This is a genomic window from Acinetobacter marinus, assembly GCF_900096915.1.
Lineage (GTDB): Bacteria > Pseudomonadota > Gammaproteobacteria > Pseudomonadales > Moraxellaceae > Acinetobacter > Acinetobacter marinus.
This window is the reverse complement of the sequence record NZ_FMYK01000003.1, coordinates 474,882-495,358: the sequence shown is the minus strand read 5'-3', so window position 1 is coordinate 495,358 and position 20,477 is coordinate 474,882. Positions and strand designations below refer to the sequence as shown.

General features: G+C 41.6%; 16 protein-coding genes, 1 tRNA gene and 2 pseudogenes. 10 read left to right on the top strand and 9 right to left on the bottom strand.

Annotation, left to right across the window (positions count from 1 at the left end; translation table 11 throughout):
• Nucleotides 1-107: 107 nt before the first annotated feature.
• The 3 genes and pseudogenes from BLQ60_RS14195 to BLQ60_RS08300 form a co-directional block, all read left to right on the top strand.
• Nucleotides 108-194, top strand: a pseudogene (locus BLQ60_RS14195) (hypothetical protein); the annotation flags it as partial.
• Nucleotides 195-248: 54 nt separating this feature from the next.
• The gene (locus BLQ60_RS08305) at nucleotides 249-1,004 is read left to right on the top strand and encodes an ATP-dependent nuclease (RefSeq protein ID WP_244516001.1); all 756 of its coding nucleotides are present in this window, start codon (nucleotides 249-251) and stop codon (nucleotides 1,002-1,004) included.
• Nucleotides 997-1,467 carry a UvrD-helicase domain-containing protein gene (locus BLQ60_RS08300; protein WP_092618649.1) on the top strand — a complete coding sequence of 157 codons (471 nt, stop codon included), beginning with the start codon at nucleotides 997-999 and terminating at the stop codon, nucleotides 1,465-1,467. Before BLQ60_RS08305 ends, BLQ60_RS08300 begins: the two co-directional genes overlap by 8 nt.
• Here the strand turns inward: BLQ60_RS08300 and BLQ60_RS08295 are convergent.
• Together BLQ60_RS08295 and mobC are read right to left on the bottom strand one after the other, a co-directional pair.
• On the bottom strand, nucleotides 1,398-3,509 hold the full coding sequence (locus tag BLQ60_RS08295) for a MobA family protein (RefSeq protein WP_244516000.1): 2,112 nt from the start codon (nucleotides 3,507-3,509) through the stop codon (nucleotides 1,398-1,400). The two genes, BLQ60_RS08300 and BLQ60_RS08295, sit on opposite strands and share 70 nt — an antisense overlap.
• 38 nt (nucleotides 3,510-3,547) lie before the next feature.
• Nucleotides 3,548-4,117 (bottom strand): annotated as a pseudogene (gene mobC, locus BLQ60_RS08290) (plasmid mobilization relaxosome protein MobC).
• A gap of 1,064 nt (nucleotides 4,118-5,181) precedes the next feature.
• On the opposite strand from mobC, the gene BLQ60_RS08285 reads away from it, so the two are divergent.
• Nucleotides 5,182-5,652 (top strand): Arm DNA-binding domain-containing protein, encoded by a 471-nt coding sequence (locus BLQ60_RS08285; protein WP_092618646.1) that lies wholly within the window; start codon nucleotides 5,182-5,184, stop codon nucleotides 5,650-5,652.
• Entirely contained in the window at nucleotides 5,649-6,380 is a 732-nt protein-coding gene (locus tag BLQ60_RS08280; protein ID WP_244515999.1) for a tyrosine-type recombinase/integrase, read from the top strand. The genes BLQ60_RS08285 and BLQ60_RS08280 overlap by 4 nt, the downstream gene beginning before the upstream one ends.
• A 16-nt stretch (nucleotides 6,381-6,396) precedes the next feature.
• On the opposite strand, the gene BLQ60_RS08275 is transcribed toward BLQ60_RS08280, so the two are convergent.
• Nucleotides 6,397-6,486: transfer RNA gene (locus tag BLQ60_RS08275), tRNA-Ser, on the bottom strand.
• Between the two features lie 130 nt (nucleotides 6,487-6,616).
• A complete protein-coding gene (locus tag BLQ60_RS08270; protein WP_092618643.1) occupies nucleotides 6,617-8,647 on the bottom strand; it encodes an NADPH-dependent 2,4-dienoyl-CoA reductase in 2,031 nt (676 codons plus the stop codon).
• 564 nt (nucleotides 8,648-9,211) lie between these two features.
• Here BLQ60_RS08270 and BLQ60_RS08265 point away from each other — a divergent pair.
• Together BLQ60_RS08265 and BLQ60_RS08260 are read left to right on the top strand one after the other, a co-directional pair.
• Nucleotides 9,212-11,086, top strand: coding sequence for an ABC transporter ATP-binding protein (locus BLQ60_RS08265; protein ID WP_092618641.1), 1,875 nt, complete (start codon nucleotides 9,212-9,214; stop codon nucleotides 11,084-11,086).
• Nucleotides 11,087-11,313: 227 nt separating this feature from the next.
• Nucleotides 11,314-12,330, top strand: coding sequence for an AraC family transcriptional regulator (locus BLQ60_RS08260; RefSeq protein WP_092618638.1), 1,017 nt, complete (start codon nucleotides 11,314-11,316; stop codon nucleotides 12,328-12,330).
• Nucleotides 12,331-12,354: 24 nt separating this feature from the next.
• On the opposite strand, the gene BLQ60_RS08255 is transcribed toward BLQ60_RS08260, so the two are convergent.
• Genes BLQ60_RS08255 through BLQ60_RS08240 form a run of 4 tightly spaced genes read right to left on the bottom strand, consistent with a single transcriptional unit; the run spans nucleotide 12,355 to nucleotide 15,734 of the window.
• Complete coding sequence (locus BLQ60_RS08255; protein ID WP_171259081.1) at nucleotides 12,355-13,275, bottom strand: alpha/beta hydrolase; 921 nt, start codon at nucleotides 13,273-13,275, stop codon at nucleotides 12,355-12,357.
• Between the two features lie 2 nt (nucleotides 13,276-13,277).
• On the bottom strand, nucleotides 13,278-14,057 hold the full coding sequence (locus tag BLQ60_RS08250) for a BON domain-containing protein (protein WP_244515998.1): 780 nt from the start codon (nucleotides 14,055-14,057) through the stop codon (nucleotides 13,278-13,280).
• A gap of 10 nt (nucleotides 14,058-14,067) precedes the next feature.
• Nucleotides 14,068-14,715 (bottom strand): YraN family protein, encoded by a 648-nt coding sequence (locus BLQ60_RS08245; protein ID WP_092618632.1) that lies wholly within the window; start codon nucleotides 14,713-14,715, stop codon nucleotides 14,068-14,070.
• Between the two features lie 47 nt (nucleotides 14,716-14,762).
• Nucleotides 14,763-15,734 carry a penicillin-binding protein activator gene (locus tag BLQ60_RS08240; RefSeq protein ID WP_092618629.1) on the bottom strand — a complete coding sequence of 324 codons (972 nt, stop codon included), beginning with the start codon at nucleotides 15,732-15,734 and terminating at the stop codon, nucleotides 14,763-14,765.
• A 13-nt stretch (nucleotides 15,735-15,747) separates the two neighbouring features.
• Between BLQ60_RS08240 and rsmI the strand changes: the two genes are divergently transcribed.
• Nucleotides 15,748-16,587: a 16S rRNA (cytidine(1402)-2'-O)-methyltransferase gene (gene rsmI, locus BLQ60_RS08235; RefSeq protein WP_092618626.1), complete on the top strand. Its 840-nt coding sequence runs from the start codon at nucleotides 15,748-15,750 to the stop codon at nucleotides 16,585-16,587.
• A gap of 132 nt (nucleotides 16,588-16,719) precedes the next feature.
• Here rsmI and BLQ60_RS08230 read toward each other — a convergent pair whose 3' ends face one another.
• The gene (locus tag BLQ60_RS08230; RefSeq protein ID WP_171259080.1) at nucleotides 16,720-17,508 is read right to left on the bottom strand and encodes a DUF4377 domain-containing protein; all 789 of its coding nucleotides are present in this window, start codon (nucleotides 17,506-17,508) and stop codon (nucleotides 16,720-16,722) included.
• Between the two features lie 305 nt (nucleotides 17,509-17,813).
• Here BLQ60_RS08230 and BLQ60_RS08225 point away from each other — a divergent pair, with 305 nt between their 5' ends.
• Nucleotides 17,814-18,512, top strand: a complete 699-nt coding sequence (locus BLQ60_RS08225) for a response regulator (RefSeq protein ID WP_244515997.1) — start codon at nucleotides 17,814-17,816, stop codon at nucleotides 18,510-18,512.
• Nucleotides 18,513-18,586: 74 nt separating this feature from the next.
• On the top strand, nucleotides 18,587-20,470 hold the full coding sequence (locus BLQ60_RS08220) for a sensor histidine kinase (protein WP_244515996.1): 1,884 nt from the start codon (nucleotides 18,587-18,589) through the stop codon (nucleotides 20,468-20,470).
• Nucleotides 20,471-20,477: the final 7 nt, after the last annotated feature.

The following is a 20,477-nucleotide window of genomic DNA, read 5'->3' as shown; positions in this document are numbered from 1 at the left end:
GCAGACATGGTTCCAATGGTCAGCGTTCTCCATTAGATTATGAAAAGGCCCATCAAAAGATGGTTATGTGTGTCTAGAATTTTGGTGGCTATTCAGAGCCTGAAGCCCACCTACACCCTCAACTCCAGCGCACTGTTTTCAAAAATATTTTTAAAGAAAAAGATTCTTCCCAAGCACTCATTGTTACCAGTCATTCTCCAACATTAGCATCAATTGTACCTTTACGCTCTATTGTTAGTTTAAGATCTGTGGAAACTAGTACAAAAGCATTTTCATTAGCTGATTTGCCAATTGATGAAGATGAGAAAGATGATATAGAAAGATATTTAATAGCAACTCGTTCAGAAATCCTGTTCGCTAAAGGCATTATTTTTGTTGAAGGTGATGCTGAGGAGGCTTTAGTTCCGAGTTTTGCTGAAATATTAGGCTATGATTTAGATGGGCTCGGGATTACTGTATGTAATGTAGCTGGAACGAACTTTAATCCATATATCAAATTAGCTGAGGGATTAGGTATACCTTTTACAGTGATTACAGACTGGGATCCGTTAGATGGAACAAAACCAGCATTAGGAAGAGCAAGATGCTTAGGAATTTGGGATTCTCGCTGTGAAGTTAATTTAGGATTAACCAAATTTACTGAAAAAAATAGAGAATGGGCTGAAACAGTTGACTTTATAGAATTTAGTAGTTCATTTAGTAAGGTTGGAATATTTTTAAATAATGAAACATTTGAAGTTGCTATTGCGCAAACCCCTCATTTAAGTACGGCATTATTAGAAATTCTAGATGAACAAGGTTTTGGATCAATTCGTACAAAGCGTATTAATGAGTGGAAAGCAGATCTAGCAAAAGTGGATAGTACACAACTACTTGCTATGATTAAAGACATTGGTAAAGGACGCTTAAGTGGAAAATTAAGAAAGAAAATTTCTGTTGAGAATCAAATACAAGTCCCTAAATATATTCAGGATGCGATTGAGTTCATGGTGAAAAATGTCTAATCATACTACCTTGCAACAGGCTTTATCAGAACTTGAAAAAAATAAAGAGCAATTTGAGGCTGTGCAGTGTAAAAGCCATTGTGTAGTTTTAGCTGGTCCTGGTAGTGGGAAAACAAAAACTCTTACTACAGCTATTGCTCGGACTCTTCATGATGAAGTAATTGCTCCAAGAGCCATAGCATGTATAACATATAATAATGAGTGTGCAATAGAGCTTGAAACTCGGTTGGCAAAGTTAGGAATCGAAACTACAGGAACAAGTTTCATAGGTACAGTACATAGTTTTGCGTTAACTCAAATCATAATGCCCTATTTCCGTTGTGTAAGCATCGATATCCCTCAAGATTTTAAAGTAGCAAACTCAAGTGAATGCCGTGTAGCTAGAGAAAATGCTTATAAAACTATATATATTGCAACTGTTTCAAATTCGTCTCCTGCTTCTCTAGAACATCGAAGCGCTTGATCAAGCTGGCTGTTAAGTGCTCTAGTCTGCTGATCTGTGTAGCGCATGACATGCTCTGTTCTTGAAGGCGCTGCTCTTTCTGATGCTGTAACTGCTGTTGTTGCTCCAATTTGTCTAATTTTTCCTGTCTCGATTGTAACTCTCTGATCATCAATCCAATATTCTGAAATAAACTGATCTCGGCTTGGCTCAAGTCTGACGGACTGCTGAAGCCTAAGATTTTCAAGATCTTGTTCATGTCGTCTCTGTTGTTCTGCTCGTAATGCTCGATCACGCTGAGCCTTTTTTTCATCTTCTCGACGTTTTCTTGCAAGTCTTGCATAGTACTCAGCGACGATGGCGTCAAAGCTAAACTCATTTGTTCGAGTAAATCCAAAATCATCTGCTGTGTGTCGCTGCCGTTGTGGTGTTGAATAGTCGTATGTTGCTGTTCTTTCATGACTTATTTCTCCACGATGCATGGAAAGGTCAGATGAATATTCGGTTCCGTCGGATGAACCATTTTTTTGTTCAAATTCAGTGTATTGCAATCTATCCATTTCGGAGAAGTAATTGCTCGGAAACGATTGCCCTTGCCGTCCGTCAAAATTTCGGTCTCGTTTCTGGTTAAGATCGGCTGTGTGAAATAATAGTTCGCGGGTAATATTGTTAAAATATTCAGCAGCCACATTCCAAGCGCCAACAGAATAAATGTTTTCAGAATCAATTTGGGGTTGTGAGTGATCGACTGAGTTAATGCCTGATCTACTTGCTGCTGCAACTGTTTCTTCTGATCTTCTAGGGTCAGTGTGATGACTTGGGCATTGTTCTGAATCTGTGCGTAGATCGAGTCTTGATTGTCTTCGATCGTTTGTTGTAATTGGACTTTGCTCTGCTGAATATGCTTTTGCATGATCTGATCGATTTCGTTGAGATGTGAAGACAGCTTCATTTGTATATTGTCGATATTCTGCTTCAGTTCTCCTCGATATGTATTCAATCCTAGAATCAGCATCTGAATCTCGTTCTTTTGGTGTTGTAGCAGATGCATAACGTTGTCTGTTGTAATCTGCTCTTGCTTGTCTAGCTCTTTGCAAAGCTTGTTCTGCTCGATCTCGAAGTTGAGCACAAGGCGTTCGAGTGTATTTTGAAATCTGATTAACTGTTCGCTGCTCATCGTTTCCACGTTCTCGATCTGCTGTTCGAACTTGTTCAAGAGATTTGATACGCTCTCGAATTGTTCTTGAACATTTTTCGATGTTGAATTGTCTTTCATAGATTTCTCCTTGAAAATAAATAGGTTTTTTGCCGAAAGGTGGAACTAAGCTAAACTGTTTTTCTCGAATTTTGACTACTTCACTTGCCAGCTTGTTCGTTAATACGAACTGCATAAAGTCATCACGGTTTCTGACTAAAAGTTCGGACGGAATTACTTGAGCATGTTTTTTTTCTTGTTGTTTCAACGATATTGATAAAAGCTGTAAATAAGTGTTTTCAATGTACTGTTTATAATTCTCTCGATCTTTTCCAACCTTTTTTAGCCCAGATTGCAAATACGTCTCATGACCTTTTTTTGTAAATCTTGCACGCTCAGGATCATTCGGATCTGCCCAACCGTATTCAAAATTCAACTTGTCTTGCAAGGTATGAAAATGCTTTTGGAACTTGCCGGGAGGTGCGATATTCATTGCTTTTCCTGACCTGAGTTCAAGCCGAGGGACAAGAATATGAACATGTTTTGAACCGTTTAGTTCCTGATGTAAAACAGCCGTCAAATGATATTGATCAGGCTCGAGACCACTAAAAGCCAATGCTTCAAACTGTTTTAAGACATCTATTATTTCAATATTATTGGGTTGATCTTCTTCAGCAAAAGCAATCACGGCAGACGTATATTTATGTTTTAAAGGAGAACTGTCTGCAATTTTTGCAAAGAGATGTGGATCACCGCAGAGCACTTCGACATGCGGACGGACAATATTCATGTGATCCTTTTCATCGAGCACATAACTTGCTGCACGTGCTGCACTGCCCGTTCCATGCCTCAACATCTTAATCAACATGCCCCGCTCTCCCGTTTAAAATAAAAAAGGAAATAAAATTACATTTCTATATGGTCATCAGAAAGATCAGCGTCTGAAACTGATTCAAGTTCAGCTCCTCCGACGACTTGCATTTGTCGCAATAAATCGGCGAGATATTTTTATTCAATATGCTGATGTCGGCGCTGAACCGTCTCATCAGAACGATGCAGTGATGGAGGACAAGGGAGTGGATAAAGTTGATAGATTTTTTTTAAATAGTCTTCGACAAGTAGATAAGTTCGAAGCAAGTCAATTGGCTTTCCGATTTTGTTGCTAATGTGAATTGCACGGGTAATCTGATTGAGATTATTGCCAATTTTTGCAAGTTGGAATGCAATGCTTTTGCTATCTTCTTCCACTCCGCGATGGGATACTTGCTTGGCAACGACATGCGATTCACGAATTGCAGATTGATCAACATTCAAAATATTTTGAATATAGTGATTAACGGAAAACCGAATAAAATCGCTAGTGGTTTTATTTAATAACTTTGCCGATTTTTTAATTACCCCTAATTCATCATCATTTAAACGTAATTCAAGCCTACTTAATCTTTTTGACTTCACAATAACATTTACATCAATCATAATCACACCAAAACCATCAATCTATTTTTAAGCTATAATATTTTTTAAAATAAAAAAGTGTTTTTGACAATAATTTTAAATTAGAATAAATAGTTACTCTAAAAATTCCAAATAGCTCACCTATTAAAAGTAGCGGTTTGGCTGCAAGCCAACCAGATCCCATTCGTACATAATCACAACTTTTGTTGTGATTATGTACGTACATGGGTAATCTAGCTCAACCGATTATTTTCATATTTTATGTAATTTAGACTATTAAGTGATATATTAAATATCACAAAGACTAAACGTGTTCTAATTTTAAAAGTAAAATAAGATCATGATCTATAGAAGATATACTTCAAGAGGGATTTTAAATTTATTTCATAATTAAAACATATACTTAACTAAAAACAACATCTAAGTTTAAAGTTTATTCCCTTAAATTAAATTAGATTAAATATTTAACCTAATTATTAAATAAATAATAGTTCTTATAAGAAAAATTTTTAAAATAATCAACATCAAAAAATAATAAACCCTAACTAAAATAAAAAATAAACTAAGAAATTAAACTCCACTCAAAAAAACAACAGTAGCAAACCAAAGAAAATACTAAAGATTAATTACTGTTATAATGGATAAAAATTAATAAAAAAATAAACCTATTTTTTGATCTTTTATACCAAAACAATTTTTACACAAATAAAACATGGTAGCTTTCAATGTATAGAAACTTGTTTTACTCTTCAGATCCTAACTAGCAAAATGAGGATTTTAAGACAACAGGCTTTCTTCAACTGTATTAAAAATTGAAGAGGTCAAAATGATCAAAAATCTTTATCTAATAAAATTAATTATTAGATATAAAAAAACTGGAGCAAGACTTTCAAATAAAAATGCGGAGGTTCAACAATGAGTAAACATTTTGAACTGGTGGATTGGGTCACCGCAGAAAAGTTTTGTGAATTGACGGGTGAACAGATCACGAACCTAAAGAACCTTAGGCCTCACTGGGAGGAAGGAAAAGTCTGGGTGAAAGTGTCTGATCGAAAAATTCTATATAGTTTGAAAGGTTATAACGCATGGGTCGAACAAGCAGCTCAGGTCTACCAAAAGGCACAAGAGCAAGATCGGGAAAAATACAGATTAATTTTAAATGGAACGGTAAACGCGAGTGGTTCACCCTCGACCTCGCAGACACACCATCCAACTTCAGTAAGGCGGCTAAGATTAGAGAAGATTTTGTAACTAAGGCCAAGTACGGAATCTTAAAGATTGAAGATATCGAAGCGGTTACGGTCAAACCCCTCAAAAAAGCTGCCGCTAAGCAAGAATCATTGCCAGCGTCACATGGCCCGACATTTGCTCAGTATGCCCAAGAATACCTTTATAACCTTTCAGATCATAAGCACGGCACCAAGAAAAAATATCTATCAATTTTGGAACGGCTGTGGATGCCATTATTTGCTGACATGCCAATTAATACGATCACCAGCCAAATTTTGCGTAGCGCGGTGAATGGACTTCAGCGAAGACTAGAAATGATGCTTTGATTCCATTACGCGGCGCATTCGAGTTAGCCCACGATGATGAGGTTATTGATAAGAATCCATGTGATCGATTAAAGAATCAGAAAACGCAGGAAACTGAACCTGATCCATTTAATGAAATTGAAAGGGAAAGAATACTGAACTGGTTAAGAGAGAAATATCTTGCAGACTACCCAACTGTGTATTGGTATTTTGTGGTGGCATTTTGGACAGGTTGTCGTCCATCAGAAATTATCGCACTCACTTGGCAGGATGTAGATTTTTTGAATAAGCAGATTCACATCAATAAAGGTCGTGTGAACGGCGTTCAGCAGGAAACCACTAAAACTAATAAGGCCCGATTTGTAGATTTGAATGATTTTGCATTTGAAGCATTCCAACAACTCAGATTACTAACTTATCTCAAATACGAGCATGTATTTATTTGTGATGAGACTGGTGAGGAATTTACTACGCAAAAATCATTGAGTGAAAAGTTTGTGGCTGCATTGAAAGCTAACGGCATACGCTACCGCCCTGCCTATAACACTCGTCATACTTATGCGACTGTATGTTTAATGAATGGACTCAATCCGGTCTATGTGGCTTCACAGCTGGGTCATAGTTTGGTGATGCTCATGAAGCGTTATGCGAAGTGGATTAATTCAGATAAGAACAAAGAAGAGATTGCTAAAATTTCGAATAGTGCCAAAATTGTGCCAAAGAAAAAGGGAATCAAACTATGTATTTGATTCCCTTTAAGATATTTGGCGGAAGCGGTGAGATTCGAACTCACGGAGGACTCACACCCTCGTCGGTTTTCAAGACCGGTGCATTAAACCGCTCTGCCACGCTTCCATGTGCGCAAGGATACAAAGCCTTGCTACTTTATACAAGTGAATTTCATCACTTTTTCACAGAATCCATTTCAACTGCATATTCCATAAACAATGTACATTTGAAATGCTGATTTCCACCATGAAATTGCTTAGAGTTTGGCAGCGACTTCCGCACCCTCACGGATCGCACGTTTGGCATCGAGTTCAGCAGCCAGTTTTGCCCCGCCGATGATGTGATATTTTGCCAAATGTTTTTCACCCTCTTGCGGATACAGTGCTTTTACCGACTCTTGACCAGCACAAACCACGACTGTATCGACACGAAGTAATTGTTCTACGCCATTCACCTCGACCCAAAGCCCCTCTTCACTCACCGCCTTATACTGCACGCCACGCATCATTTTTACATTATGCTTTTTCAGTTGTGCACGGTGTACCCAACCAGAGGTTTTACCCAAACCAATGCCGAGCGGTGTGGTTTTACGTTGGAGCAAGAAAATCTCACGAATTGGTGTTTCGACCACTGCTCGCACTAAACCACCTTCCGAATCGTAGTTGGCATGTGGATCAACGCCCCATTCTTTGCGCCATTCATCGAGTGGTTGCGGTTGTGGCTGATGTGGCGGTTTGAGCAAATATTCGCTGATATCAAAGCCAATCCCACCTGCACCAATCACTGCGACACGGTTGCCGACTTCTGCACCTTGTAAGACTTCGGCATAAGACAATACTTTTGGTGAATTTGCGCCGTCGATTTTCAGCTGACGAGGCACCACACCTGTTGCCACGATCACTTCGTCAAAGCCTTCACGTTCCAGTTGTTCTCGATTGATTCGAGTATTTAATCGCACATCAACACCCGTTTTTTCCAATTGTCCTTTGAAATAGCGAATGGTTTCGTGGAATTCTTCTTTACCAGGGACGACTTTTGCCAAGTTAAATTGACCGCCAATCTCACCATTTGCTTCAAACAAGGTCACTTGATGCCCACGCTGTGCAGCGACTGTTGCCGCAGACATGCCTGCCACCCCGCCACCAACCACAGCAACACATTTTGGTTTTTTGGTTTTGATATAAAGCAGTTCTGTTTCACGACAGGCTTGCGGATTGACCAGACATGAAACCCGTTTATTTTGGAAAGTATGATCTAAGCAGGCTTGGTTACAAGCGATACAGGTATTGATTTCATCGACACGATTTTCTGCAGTTTTGTTCACCCAATATGGATCGGCGAGGAATGGTCGTGCCATTTGAATCATATCGGCTTGACCATCGGCAATGATTTGCTCGGCTGTATCAGGCATATTGATACGGTTTGACGCAATCACAGGAATCGAAACATGCTTTTTCACTTCTGCCGTGACATTGACGAATGCGGCACGTGGTACTGAGGTGACAATGGTTGGAATACGTGCTTCATGCCAGCCGATACCTGTATTCAGCAAGGTCACACCTGCTTGCTCAAGTGCTTTGGCTACGGTGATCACTTCTTCCATGGTATTACCGTCTTGTACCAAATCAATCATCGACAGGCGGAAACAGATAATAAATTTTTCCCCGACTTTGCCACGAATCGCTTTGACCAACTCCACCGCAAAGCGCATACGCCCTTCAATGTCACCGCCCCAACGGTCATCACGTTGATTGACATGACGGCTCAAAAACTGATTAATCAGATAGCCTTCAGAGCCCATGATTTCCACGCCATCATAGCCCGCTTTTTTCGCCAAATTGGCACAGCGTGCATAATCATCAATGGTACTTAAAATTTGTTTATCACTGAGCTTACGTGGTTTAAACGGTGAAATTGGCGATTTGATCGGACTCGAAGACACCACGAACGGCTGATAACCATAACGCCCAGAGTGCAAAATCTGCATCAAAATCTTAGCCCCATGCTTATGCACCGCATGGGTGACGATACGGTGGTTGATCACATCGCCCCAAGTATTCATGGTACCGCCCGCAGGCAGTAGCCAACCTTGACGATTCGGTGAAATCCCGCCAGTAATGATCAGCCCTACACCACCCTTGGCACGTTCTGCAAAATACGCCGCCAGCTTTGGATATTGATAAAAGCGATCTTCCAAACCGCTGTGCATCGAGCCCATTACGGTGCGGTTACGAATCGTGGTAAAGCCCAAGTCCAAAGGCTGTAAAACGTGTTGATAGCTAGTCATGGGGGAATTCCTACTTTGGCTGTCTTAAATTGTTTGGTGAAAGCTGTTTGGCGTAAATCATTTCGCTTAAATCATCTAGGAGAATCGCTAGGATAAAGTTCATCTATTTCTTGTGGAGAAGCCTTGTGATGTACTGTCCTGCTAAAATCTCAAAATATATGCAACTTGTTGCATAGTTTCATCATAGGATAATGAATTGTTCTGGTCAAGTGATTGGCTAAACTGACAGTAACTTGATGAAAATTATGCAAACTATTGTCTTCATGGAAATTAAGCCAAAGAAATGCTTAGCTCGGCTACACATTTTTGAGTTAAGTTTAGATAAATTCTGCAAACCCCATCACTTTTGCGATAAAATGTAGGGTGTTTTGACAATGGATTTTTCTGCTTCGGTGATTTTCGCCTCGGCATTGATGCAAAGTCATTGTCTATTTTCTTGTTTCCCTCAATGCTTGGCTGATACAGACTTTCTGCGGCTGTTTTGCATATGTATTCGTTGAATTTGCAAAATTCAGACGCATTTAGATGATCTAGCACACTGCGCATTAAAAGTTTAGGTTTATTATGTTTGCTTGGTTTGAACGACTGGTCGATCCCTATCCCACCGATAATCTCAATACGCCTTTACCAAAGACTTTTTTTGCATTTGTCTGGCAAGCCACCAAAGGCGTGCGCCCTTATCTGTTTTTATTGATCTTATGTACTGCGGGTGCTGCGGCATTTGAAGCGGCATTTTTTACCTATATTGGGAAACTGGTTGATTGGATCAGCCAAAGTTCACCTGAATCCTTCCTCGCTGAGCATCAACAAAATCTGACCTTATTGGTGATGGTGTTGTTTGCCAATGTGTTTTTTGCCAGTTTTCAGTCTGTGGTGAAGCATCAGATTTTATTTAGTAACTTTCCGATGCGTATGCGTTGGCGCTTTCACAATCTACTGTTGGGTCAAAGCCTCGACTTTTTCCATAATGATTTTGCAGGACGACTTTCTGCAAAAGTGATGCAAACAGCGCTGGCGGTTCGTGAGTTCTGGATGATTTTGGGCGATATGCTCGCGTATGTACTGATTTATTTCATCAGTATCAACATTGTCTTGGGCGCAGTATCGCCGTTGATGCTGGTGCCATTGATGGCATGGTTGCTGTTATTTATTCTGATCGCCAGCTATTTTATTCCACGTCTGGGCAAAGTCTCCGCAGAACAAGCCAATGCCCGTGCTGAAATGACGGGGCGTATCACCGATGCCTATACCAATATTCAGACGGTCAAACTATTTGCCCATGCAGGACGTGAAAGCATCTATGCCAAACGTTCAATGCAAGACTTTATGGTCACAGTATATAAGCAAATGCGTTTGGGGGTGAAATATCAGATTTCCATCACCTTTTTAAGTGCATTTTTATATATCAGTGTGATCGGCACGGCGCTGTATTTGTGGATTGATGGTCAAGCGGCGCTTGGTGTGATTGCGGCGTCAACGGCGATGGTATTGAAACTGGATAGCTTGTCCGAATTCTTAATGTGGAACGTAACACAACTGTTTGAAAATGTCGGGACAATTCAAGATGGTATGCACACCATGGGCAAACCGATTGCGATTCAAGATAAACCAAATGCTGCTACTTTGAATGTCGATCACGGACGTATTCAATTCCAAGATGTCAATTTTGCCTATACTGATCGCAAAGTCTTAGACCATTTCAATCTGGATATTAAAGCAGGCGAAAAAATCGGTATTGTCGGGCGCTCTGGTGCAGGTAAATCGACCTTGATTCAATTGCTTCTACATTTTTATCAAGTCAACGACGGCAAGATTTTAATTGATGGGCAAAATATTCAAGATGTCACCCAAGACAGCTTGCGTAAAAATATCGCCTTAGTCACGCAAGATACGTCGCTCCTGCACCGTACCGTGATTGAAAACATCAAATATGGTCGTCCTGAAGCCACCGAAACCGAAGTGCAAGAAGCGCTTGCCAAAGCACAAGCCAGCGATTTTATTCCGCAACTGGTCGATCTGAAAGGTCGTAAAGGCTTGGATGCCTATGTCGGTGAACGTGGTGTGAAACTGTCTGGTGGTCAGCGTCAACGTATCGCCATCGCCCGTGTGTTCTTGAAAGATGCGCCGATTTTGATTTTGGATGAAGCGACCAGTGCGCTTGATTCAGAGGTGGAAGCGGCGATTCAAGAAAGCCTTGAGCATTTGATGGAGGGCAAAACGGTGATCGCCATTGCCCATCGTCTATCGACCATTGCCAAGATGGATCGGCTGATCGTACTCGATCAAGGTCGAATCCTCGAACAAGGTTCACATGAAGAACTAATTCATCAAAATGGTTTATATGCACAGCTTTGGGCACGGCAAAGTGGTGGCTTCTTGAGTGGGGGTATCTTGGATGTTGAACACGAAAAATCAAATCCAACTGAACAGAGCAATTAATACTTTGGCTGATATTCTCACTCAACATTCACCAATCAGTGCCCTGTTGATGCTGTACGCTTGTAAAAAGTGACAGCATCTATGCACATTTTGGCAATTACAACCAGTCCCATGTTGTTAGACAATTCTTATTCCACACAACGCTTGATCATGGCATGATGCAGCACAGATGATCAAAATAAGTGTCAATCATTTCGAGATAAAATGAATCGAATAAGGAAATTTGCATGACCACGACAATGCACCTCGAGCAAGGTATTCCCGGTGTATATGGCTTGTTATTACTCGATGTGGTGTCACGTTGGGGCTACAATGATACTGCGCTATTTGAACCTTTTGGCTTGACCAGTGAGCAACTGGCACACCCTGAAATGCGTATCTCCGTGGAAGTCGCCAATGCCTTAATCAAAAGAGCACACGAGCTTACAGGCGAGCCGAGTCTTGGCTTTCATTTGGGTACACAGATGCGTATTTCGATTCATGGCTTTATTGGCTATGCCATCATGACCACGCAAAATACCACGGAAGCCTTGGTACTCGCCTCTCGCTTTATCCAACTGCGCATGCCTTTTTTACAGCTGTATTTTTCCACGTTCAGCGACCAAGCCACCATCGAATTGAAGTGTCATATTGATCTACAACCATTACGCAATGAAATTATCATGGCACTGACCATTGGCATTTTAACCATGGGCAACGCCTTAACTGGGCAAGAATTGCGTGGAGAAATTGATTTTGACTTTGCACAACCCGAAGGTTTTGAGCGTTATCAAAATTTAATCAATTCGACCTTTCGTTTCAATCAACCGCATCTACTGGCGAGCTTTGACAAAAGCTATTTAGGGCTGAACATGGTGCATGCCGATTCAATTTCAAGCCAAGTGGCGATTAATCATTGTGAATCAGAGCTTTCAGCACTCGGTGAGCGTCGTCGTCTGTCGATGAAAGTGCGTGATATTCTGACTGAACAAGATCAGCATCTTGGCATTGAAGCCGTCGCAGAGCGCTTATTTATGTCTGATCGCACCTTAAAACGTCAGCTTGCAAATGAGGGCACATCATTCTCTACCATCGTTGATGAAGTGCGCTATCGTCGAGCAACTGCCCTATTGTCCCGCACCGATTATAGTTTGGAACACATTTCCGATGAGCTGGGCTATTCGGATGTGGCGAATTTTAGTAGAGCTTTTAAGCGTTGGAGTGGACGTAGTCCAAGCAACTGGCGTAAAGATCCTTATCTATAATTCGCTTCATCACATAAAACAAAGTTAATCTTGATCAATAAAATCAATCATTAAGCGTTTGGTCGGGAAAAATCGTGCGAACTTTTCTGCCAGCGTTGCAATGACATTGACATGACGAGTATGTGCAATCTTTTTGACCAGCACCTGATTTCCGACCGCTCTCAGGCTGTCTGCCATGTGTTCGGTATTACTGTCTGCAACCAGTACATCATTGCCCGCTAAAATCAGTAAATGCCGAATTTGATTTTGATAAACAAAATAATTCGGCATTAAATCTTCTGGCGCAATATCTTGGGGTAAAGCATATTGTGCAATCGGATCGCCTCGATGTTCAAAGCTATACGGCCCTGCCACACCAATCGCCGCATAGATTGCTTCGGGGCGTTCAATACCTGTAAGCCATGTCGGATGATACAGCGCCGCATAAATATTAAATGCGCCCGCAGAATGCCCCATCAAAATCAACTTATCGGCATTATAGCCGTACTGCTTCGCTTGCTTTTGATCTAACAACCAGTTGCTCGCCAAGATGCTATCACTGACAAATTCGGCATATTTATGCGCAGGCGCCAGACGATAATTCATACACACCACATAAAAGCCCGACTGCGCCAAACTCTGTGCCAAAAAACGATAATCCTGCTTATTGCCATGTTGCCAAGAACCGCCATGTACAAACAAAATCAGCGCACGATCCGCCCTTGCCTGATGCGGTACATAGAGATCGAGCTGCTGACGAGGATCGTCTGCATATTGTAGGTCTGGATGACAAATGGCATGATCACCGACCGTGAGTTGGTTGATCACGTAATTAGGCAAATCATACCACCGCCATTTTGGCAACCAGTCTAAACTGATGACGTTTTTCAAGTTAGCCGAGTTTAGACGAATTGCGCTTAAGTTGACTTTGTTTTTAAGCCGAGAAAAAGAAGACGGTTTGGACACAATTATGGCTCAGCACTCACAGGTACAGATTGAATATTTGTTGCAGGTTGCTGTGTAGGTTCTTCTTGATTTGGATCAATCGCTACAGGCGTTTCATCCGCCACGGGCATGGTGGTTGCACCAAGTCCGACACCGACCGCTTGAGTAGATGTATTGGCATTACTGCTGTTATAGCTCGAGTTTGACATCAGACTTTGTTGATTCGCCGTCAATTCCAATGGGTCAATGAGCGTGACGATTTTGGTGACATTGCCGACATTTTGTAGCACTTGTTGCAGATCAGCAGATTCCGCTTGATTCAGACGCCCCATCACATACAGCACCGCATCTTCAGTGTGCACCAAAACTTTACTTTCGCTCACCACAGGCGCACGCATGATCAAGCCTTTGGTATTGGTGGTCACCGCCAAATCCTGCATGATGGTGCCGTAGCTGACTTGATTACCCACAGTTAAGAAGTTATGAATGGTTTTTACATCACTCATGGCTTTGAGATTGTCTTCTGCCAATTGTTTTAGGTGTGCATCAGGCACTTGTCCTGTCAGTAACACATTGCTGTGAAAGCTATTGATATTGACACGGGCTTGTTTAAAGCGTGGATCGAGCTTATACATATTGATCTTGGCAGTCCGTTCAATCGAATTATCAATCACCACCTGACCGATACTGCGCTCACCAGAAAGTGTGCCTACGGTGTCCGACGTATTGCTGGCAATAAATGACGCACAACCACTCGTTAACCCAATTACCGCCGATAATGCCAATATGTGAACTGCTCTCACATCAAACTCCTTAAATCTCACTCAGATAAGCATGTTGTATCCATTCAAGCTGAATTTTTTCAAGCGTTAAATTTTCAAATTGGATGTCTTCAACACATCTTGTTTTAATAGCTGGATTGCACTGATCGTGCTTTTGATCAGCATCTAAATCTGCGGCATGCTGTGCCTGACTATTGTTGGATAATCTAGCCAATTGTTGGCTGTGTTGCAGTAATTTTTTGTCATTATTGCGCTGAATCACTGCGAATTGTTGCTTAAATTGCGCCAGCACTTGCGGATCATAGCCAATCGCCACCACATCAAAACGACATTCCCACGCTTCAAATTCAGCATCTTGCTGTAAAAAATACTGCGCAGCTTTAATGGTTTTTTGCTGTTTGCGTAGATTGACGCTTTCATCGGCAGCCACCCAACTTTGCAACGCTCTCGCCCGCACCTCGATAAAACACAGACAATGTTGATCCTGCATGATCAGATCAATCTCACCAAAACGACAATGATAATTACGCTGAATCAATTGTAAACCGTGTTGTTGTAGATAGTGCAAGGCAAAATCTTCAGCCCAATTGCCAATCAGTTTCGCTAAAGTCAGCTTCTTTAGCCTTGTAACTGATGAACTTGATGCTGACGAATCTAAAGATTGGCTGGGCTTTGGCATCGATTAATGCAACCTAATAATACAAAGCATGCAACACAAAGCATTGGTTACAGCACTTTTTGCTTATCGCCTTGCGACTCAAAACATTGCGGTGTGCGTGAGAGAATCGAGTCAACAATCCGTATCTGACCTGTACGCCCTTGAAATTGAATGGTTTGATTGTTTTGACGCTGCACTAATTCATCACTAATTTGCCACGCATCCGCACCAAAGGCAATCAAGCGTTGATAAGGAATCGACACAGGTTTTTGTTTATAGGCGGCAATCACATCAGCCCATTGATGGGTATAAATCGCAGGCGTGTCACAATACACCATGCCTTTGGCAATCGGATACTTCTCCTCAATCGCATACGGTAAAGTATAAATACGATGCTTCGGTAAATCATCTTGTTGGCTCAGCCATTTGCCCGAACCGAGTAGTAATACGCCTTCATCTTTACCACCAAAAATCGACCATTTACTTTTCTTCTCGATTTTACTTTTGACTTGCATTTGGTCGCCCCAGAGCTTTTGCATAGCGTCAAAAAAACTCTGTGTTTGGGCAATACTATTGGCATCACGCAATACGGTGAGGTGCTTTACCCCATCTTTTTGCATGCGTTTGGTCAGTGCCTGCGCATCTTCATCTTTGGATAATGCAAACTGATAAATGCCTTTGGCATTTTTTTCGACTTGATTGAGCGCTAAAGTTTGAATTTTTGGCTGTGCAGCAAGCAATTCTTCCACATTATTTTTGTCCAGTGGTCCAATCACCAGCTGTGTGGATTTTTTCACATGTTGCTTTAACACTTTGGCAATGTTTTGATGGTGTACATTCACAAACTTGAATGTGTATTTATTATCCGATTGATGGTTGGCTTGCACCAAACCACGCTTGATGCTGTCACTGACATTCGCCATCGGTCCAGTTTCAGGTAAAATAACCAAAATCTCTGCATTTGCCATCGACATCAGACCAACGCCTGATAAAGCGATACTGAGTGCAAGTACAGGTCGATACATTTTTTTCTTGAACATGGAATTTTCCCTTATGAGTGCTCAATTATTCGTCGTTGCTACCCCGATTGGGCACTTAGATGACATGACATACCGTGCCATCTCTACTTTAGAATCTGTTTCGCTCATAGCGGCAGAAGATACACGACAGTCCGCCCCTCTGCTCAAACATTATAACATCACTACGCCGTTGACTGCAGTGCACGATCATAATGAAGAACACAAAATCAATGCAATTATCCAAAAGTTACAAAATGGTGAAAATGTCGCTTTAATCAGTGATGCAGGCACGCCATTAATCAGTGATCCTGGATTTCGCTTGGTACGTGCCGCACAGCAGGCAGGCATCCGTGTCACACCGATTCCAGGGGCATGTGCAGCCATCGCCGCACTGTCAAGTGTTGGACTACCGAGTGATCGCTTTTTATTTGTCGGTTTTTTGCCTGCCAAAGCCAGCCAACGTCAGGCACAGCTCGAACAACTCAAGGATCACAGCGAAACATTGATTCTCTACGAAGCACCGCATCGTATTGTTGATTGTCTGGAAGATCTGCAAAACATATTTGGTGCACAGCGCCGTATTGGCTTTGCCCGTGAAATTACCAAAACCTTTGAAACCATCGTGCAAAAGCCCGTTGCAGAACTACTGACTTGGGTCAAAGCCGATCACAATCAACAAAAAGGTGAAATGGTCTTGGTCATCGCAGGCAGTGACGATGAAGTCGACCATGAACAGCAAAAAGTCGATCAATTATTGCTACGCTTACTACAAGATTTAAGCATCAAAGCCGCTTCACAACTGGCGTCTGATCTCACTGGGCTGAAGAAAAAAGCGCTCTATCAACGTGCCTTGGAACTGCAAGATAAAATCTAAACCCGTCACAATTTAGATCAGGCACAATTTAAATCAGATCGGATTTCAAATGCCCCATAACACAACAGCCAAATCCTTAGATTTGGCTGTTGTCATTCACGGCTGAACAATGTGTAAAAAATTATCTGTACATTATTTCACTTGTTCAGCTTCAACGGTTAAATCATGTACATAAGCATACTTTGATTGATCAGCTGCAGGATTTTTTAAGGTAAAGCGTTTGACACGGACGATATTACGAATGCCATCTTGATGTTGATAACCTTCAATCTGACCATAAAAATTCGACCAATCACCGACAGCAATTTTCTTACCATCTTGATATTTGATCTCACGGACTTGCATACACTGCATCACCCCGACACCCGAACACTGCTTGGTCTCTGGGGCAATTTCTAAAAATTGAATTTCTGCCTGACCTTGGTATTTCGTCTCTGCCGTTGGCTGACTTGTAAAGCGGAGTTTTTGACCCTCAGTCGTCGTTAAAATCAAAACTGGCTTATTCAAATTTGCCAAATCCAAATCGTACGGTACATCACGATTGGCAAATAGCTTTCCAGCCATTTGCTCTTGCTTCATGATTTCAGGTGCACAGGCTTTCATGGTACTGATCACATTGCCCGCTTTAATGATTTGATCATCAATTTGCACGTCTGTCCCCATGCCATTACAGCCTGCATCGATAGCGACTCGTCCATCCTGAAAACGTAAAACAACTGCTGTTGGGCTGTCGCTCGCTTGATGCGTCCATACATAGGATTGCAGCATCTGTGTTTTCGTTTGTGTCAAAGAGGCATCCCCCGCCTGTGCTACCGATCCAGTTGTAGATGATGCAGTCTGATCTTGTGCTGTAGTTTGACAGCCTGACATTACCCCAGCCAATGAAAGACCGAGCACAGCACACCATAATTGTGATTTCATCTTCATTTTCCTCAAATTTTTATTGACCACAGCATACCGAAATTTTGTGAATAGACTTCAAAACTGTGTAGCGTTCATGAAACATTATGTAATAAAACATACCCTTTATCCGAAAATGATTATTTTTCACACTTTTTAGTGCTTTTAATTTACAATAATATATATATTTAAAATTAAGATCATAAGCATTCTACTTTTCATCGATCAATTTGCTGATGATTTTATTTCAAAAGGGATTTTAAAAGTGGTTATCCCCAATTTCAGGGATAGCGGAGAATAAATAAACCAACTAAGCTGAGACGATCATGCCACAAAAGATGAGTGTACTCTTGCTAAATAATGATGTGAATCTGCCCGTGCCTGTGCTCATTCTCGAAGATGACGCTATCATGCAACAACGCCTCAAAGGGATTTTGCGTCATTTGGGCTACGAACAGGATGTGTTGCTGATTGCCAGTAATCTCAAAGAAGCCATGCAGATAATTGCCAAGCACCACATCGCTTTTGCTTTGGTTGATCTAGGCTTGCCTGATGGTCATGGCACGACATTGATCGAAGCATTACATCGACAAGACCCAAGTAGCTTAATTTTGGTGATTTCTGCATGGTCGACACAAGAGGCGATTTTAAACGCCATTCAAGCAGGTGCAACGGGCTATGTGCTGAAAGAACGTGATGACTTTGAAGTCTCATTATCAATACGCAGTCTGTTGCGAGGTGGCGCGCCGATTGACCCATTTATTGCACAACAAATCCTGAGTAAGCTAGTCGTCGCAAAGCAAAAATCAGATCAGCTGCTTCCTGAGCATCATTTGCTATCTTCACGGGAATTAGAAATTTTAGAGCATGTTGCGCAAGGGCTAAGTAATAAAGAAATTGCCGATAAAATCTGCCTATCGAGATATACCGTCGAATGTCATATCAAACATATCTATCGAAAACTGTCGGTCTCCAATCGTGCCAAAGCCATCAACACCGCACGCAGTATGGGATTGCTTTCTTAAAGAATTTACTTCGCTTTTGTATATTTCGTTTTCGTGTATTCCGTCTTTTTTTATTCAGTTTATTACTATGTGCTGTGCCCGCACATGCCAACATCTCTTTATCGTCCACAGATTCATCACACCGAATATCTTCCTCGCTTACAACAACTTGCCAAACGCAGATCATTTCCAGTGAAATTGCCCAAGCAGAACCTCATCATGTTTTAAACAAACCGAATACGGGTTGGCAGACCGTATCGCAATTTCCAGATTATATCGATCACTATTGGCAAGATTATTCAGGCAGTGTGTGGTACAAAATCCGCTGGACATACCACTGCCCTACACCGCATAGCACACCAGTGACCCTAGTTATTAGTAGCATCAACATGGCTGGGCAAATCTTTATCAATGACGACCTGTTGTGGCAAGACCGTTCATTGGTTGAACCACTGTCTCGAAGTTGGAATATGCCACGTAACTGGAGTTTGCCTGCGTCAAGTTTAAAACAGGGTGAAAATGTGTTTTGGATTCGAGTCGTCGCTGTGCCAACACAGAACTCTGGATTGGGCAAAGTATTTTTAGGTGACGATGACGTGGTCATGCCGATCTTTCAAAAATTGTGGTATGAACAACGTGTACTACATTTTTTTAATCTGATCTTTTCGTTTACGCTGGGTATCATTGCATTTTTAGTTTGGCTATTTCGGCGACAAGAAACTGTTTTTGGCTGGTTTGCACTGACGTCACTGTTCTGGGTGGTGTTTATGAGTAGCACAGTAATGATCGTCAGCCCATTGGGGCTAACTGCCTTGCAGATTGCACGAATCAATTCGGTGTTGTTGTTTGGATTCAGTGTTTTCTCTTGCTTTTATGCGTGGCGTTTGGCGCTTCAAAAGTTTGTCTATCTTGAACGATTTTTAATTTTCTGTTTAGCAGCTTTCTCTGTAGCAGGATTTTTGACCAGCGATGAACATCTGCGAACGTATATTTTGATTTGCTTTGCCAGTAGCATTGTGGTGTTGTTAAGTTTGTATCTAAGCTATCCTTGGCTGGCTTATCGTGCCAAAAAGCATGAATCCTATTTGTTGGCAGTGGTATTTATCTTCTATGCATTCATTACCGTGCATGATGCATTATATTTAATCAAATTAAATGATGCCTATCCGCTATCCGCCTATACCGCCCCGATTACCACACTACTCATCGCCATCATTCTTGCGATGCGTCTGGCACAAAATATCCGAAAAATTGAACATTTCAATCAGACTTTGGCTGAAAACGTACTTCAAGCCACCAAAGCCTTAGAGCTGTCTTTGAATACGCAGCATCGACTGGAACTTGATAATATTCGCCTACAAGAGCGCATGCATTTGGCGCATGATTTACACGATGGACTAGGTGGCTCACTGGTACGCTCTATGGCGATTATTGATCAAAGCCCAAGCAACCTCAGCAATCAGCAATTTTTATCGATGCTTAAAGTACTTCGTGATGATTTACGTCAAATTATCGATACAGGCTCGAGCTCGAATAACAGTGTCCCTGAAACACCGATGATTTGGGGCGCTGCGATTCGTTATCGTTTTATGCAGATTTTTGATGAACTCGATATCGCATCAACATGGCGATTTCCTGAACAATGGATGGTACAGCCGACTGCGCTGGATTGTTTGACTTTACTCAGAGTAATTGAAGAATCATTGACCAATATCATTAAACATAGCCAAGCCAGCCACGTCAAAGTGGAATTGTATTATGTCAATCATTCACAATTGATTTTGGAAATTATCGATGATGGTATCGGCTTTGATGTTGATGCGGTCGCAAAATCTGGCATCAGTGTCGGTTTGCGTAGCATGCAAATCCGCTTAGTTAAAACCAATGCCACATTACATATTGAATCAAGTAGCAAAGGCACGATCGTTAAAGTCACACAATCGCTTTTAGCACATCCTGCTCCCCCACATAGACGATAAAACCACA

Coding starts and splice junctions, on each gene's coding strand:
- BLQ60_RS08300 (WP_092618649.1), top strand. CDS start 997: ATGTCTAATCATACTACCTTGCAACAGGCTTTATCAGAACTTGAAAAA.
- BLQ60_RS08295 (WP_244516000.1), bottom strand. CDS start 3,509: ATGTTGATTAAGATGTTGAGGCATGGAACGGGCAGTGCAGCACGTGCA.
- BLQ60_RS08285 (WP_092618646.1), top strand. CDS start 5,182: ATGGGTCGAACAAGCAGCTCAGGTCTACCAAAAGGCACAAGAGCAAGA.
- BLQ60_RS08270 (WP_092618643.1), bottom strand. CDS start 8,647: ATGACTAGCTATCAACACGTTTTACAGCCTTTGGACTTGGGCTTTACC.
- BLQ60_RS08265 (WP_092618641.1), top strand. CDS start 9,212: ATGTTTGCTTGGTTTGAACGACTGGTCGATCCCTATCCCACCGATAAT.
- BLQ60_RS08260 (WP_092618638.1), top strand. CDS start 11,314: ATGACCACGACAATGCACCTCGAGCAAGGTATTCCCGGTGTATATGGC.
- BLQ60_RS08245 (WP_092618632.1), bottom strand. CDS start 14,715: ATGCCAAAGCCCAGCCAATCTTTAGATTCGTCAGCATCAAGTTCATCA.
- BLQ60_RS08240 (WP_092618629.1), bottom strand. CDS start 15,734: ATGTTCAAGAAAAAAATGTATCGACCTGTACTTGCACTCAGTATCGCT.
- rsmI (WP_092618626.1), top strand. CDS start 15,748: ATGAGTGCTCAATTATTCGTCGTTGCTACCCCGATTGGGCACTTAGAT.
- BLQ60_RS08230 (WP_171259080.1), bottom strand. CDS start 17,508: ATGAAATCACAATTATGGTGTGCTGTGCTCGGTCTTTCATTGGCTGGG.
- BLQ60_RS08225 (WP_244515997.1), top strand. CDS start 17,814: ATGCCACAAAAGATGAGTGTACTCTTGCTAAATAATGATGTGAATCTG.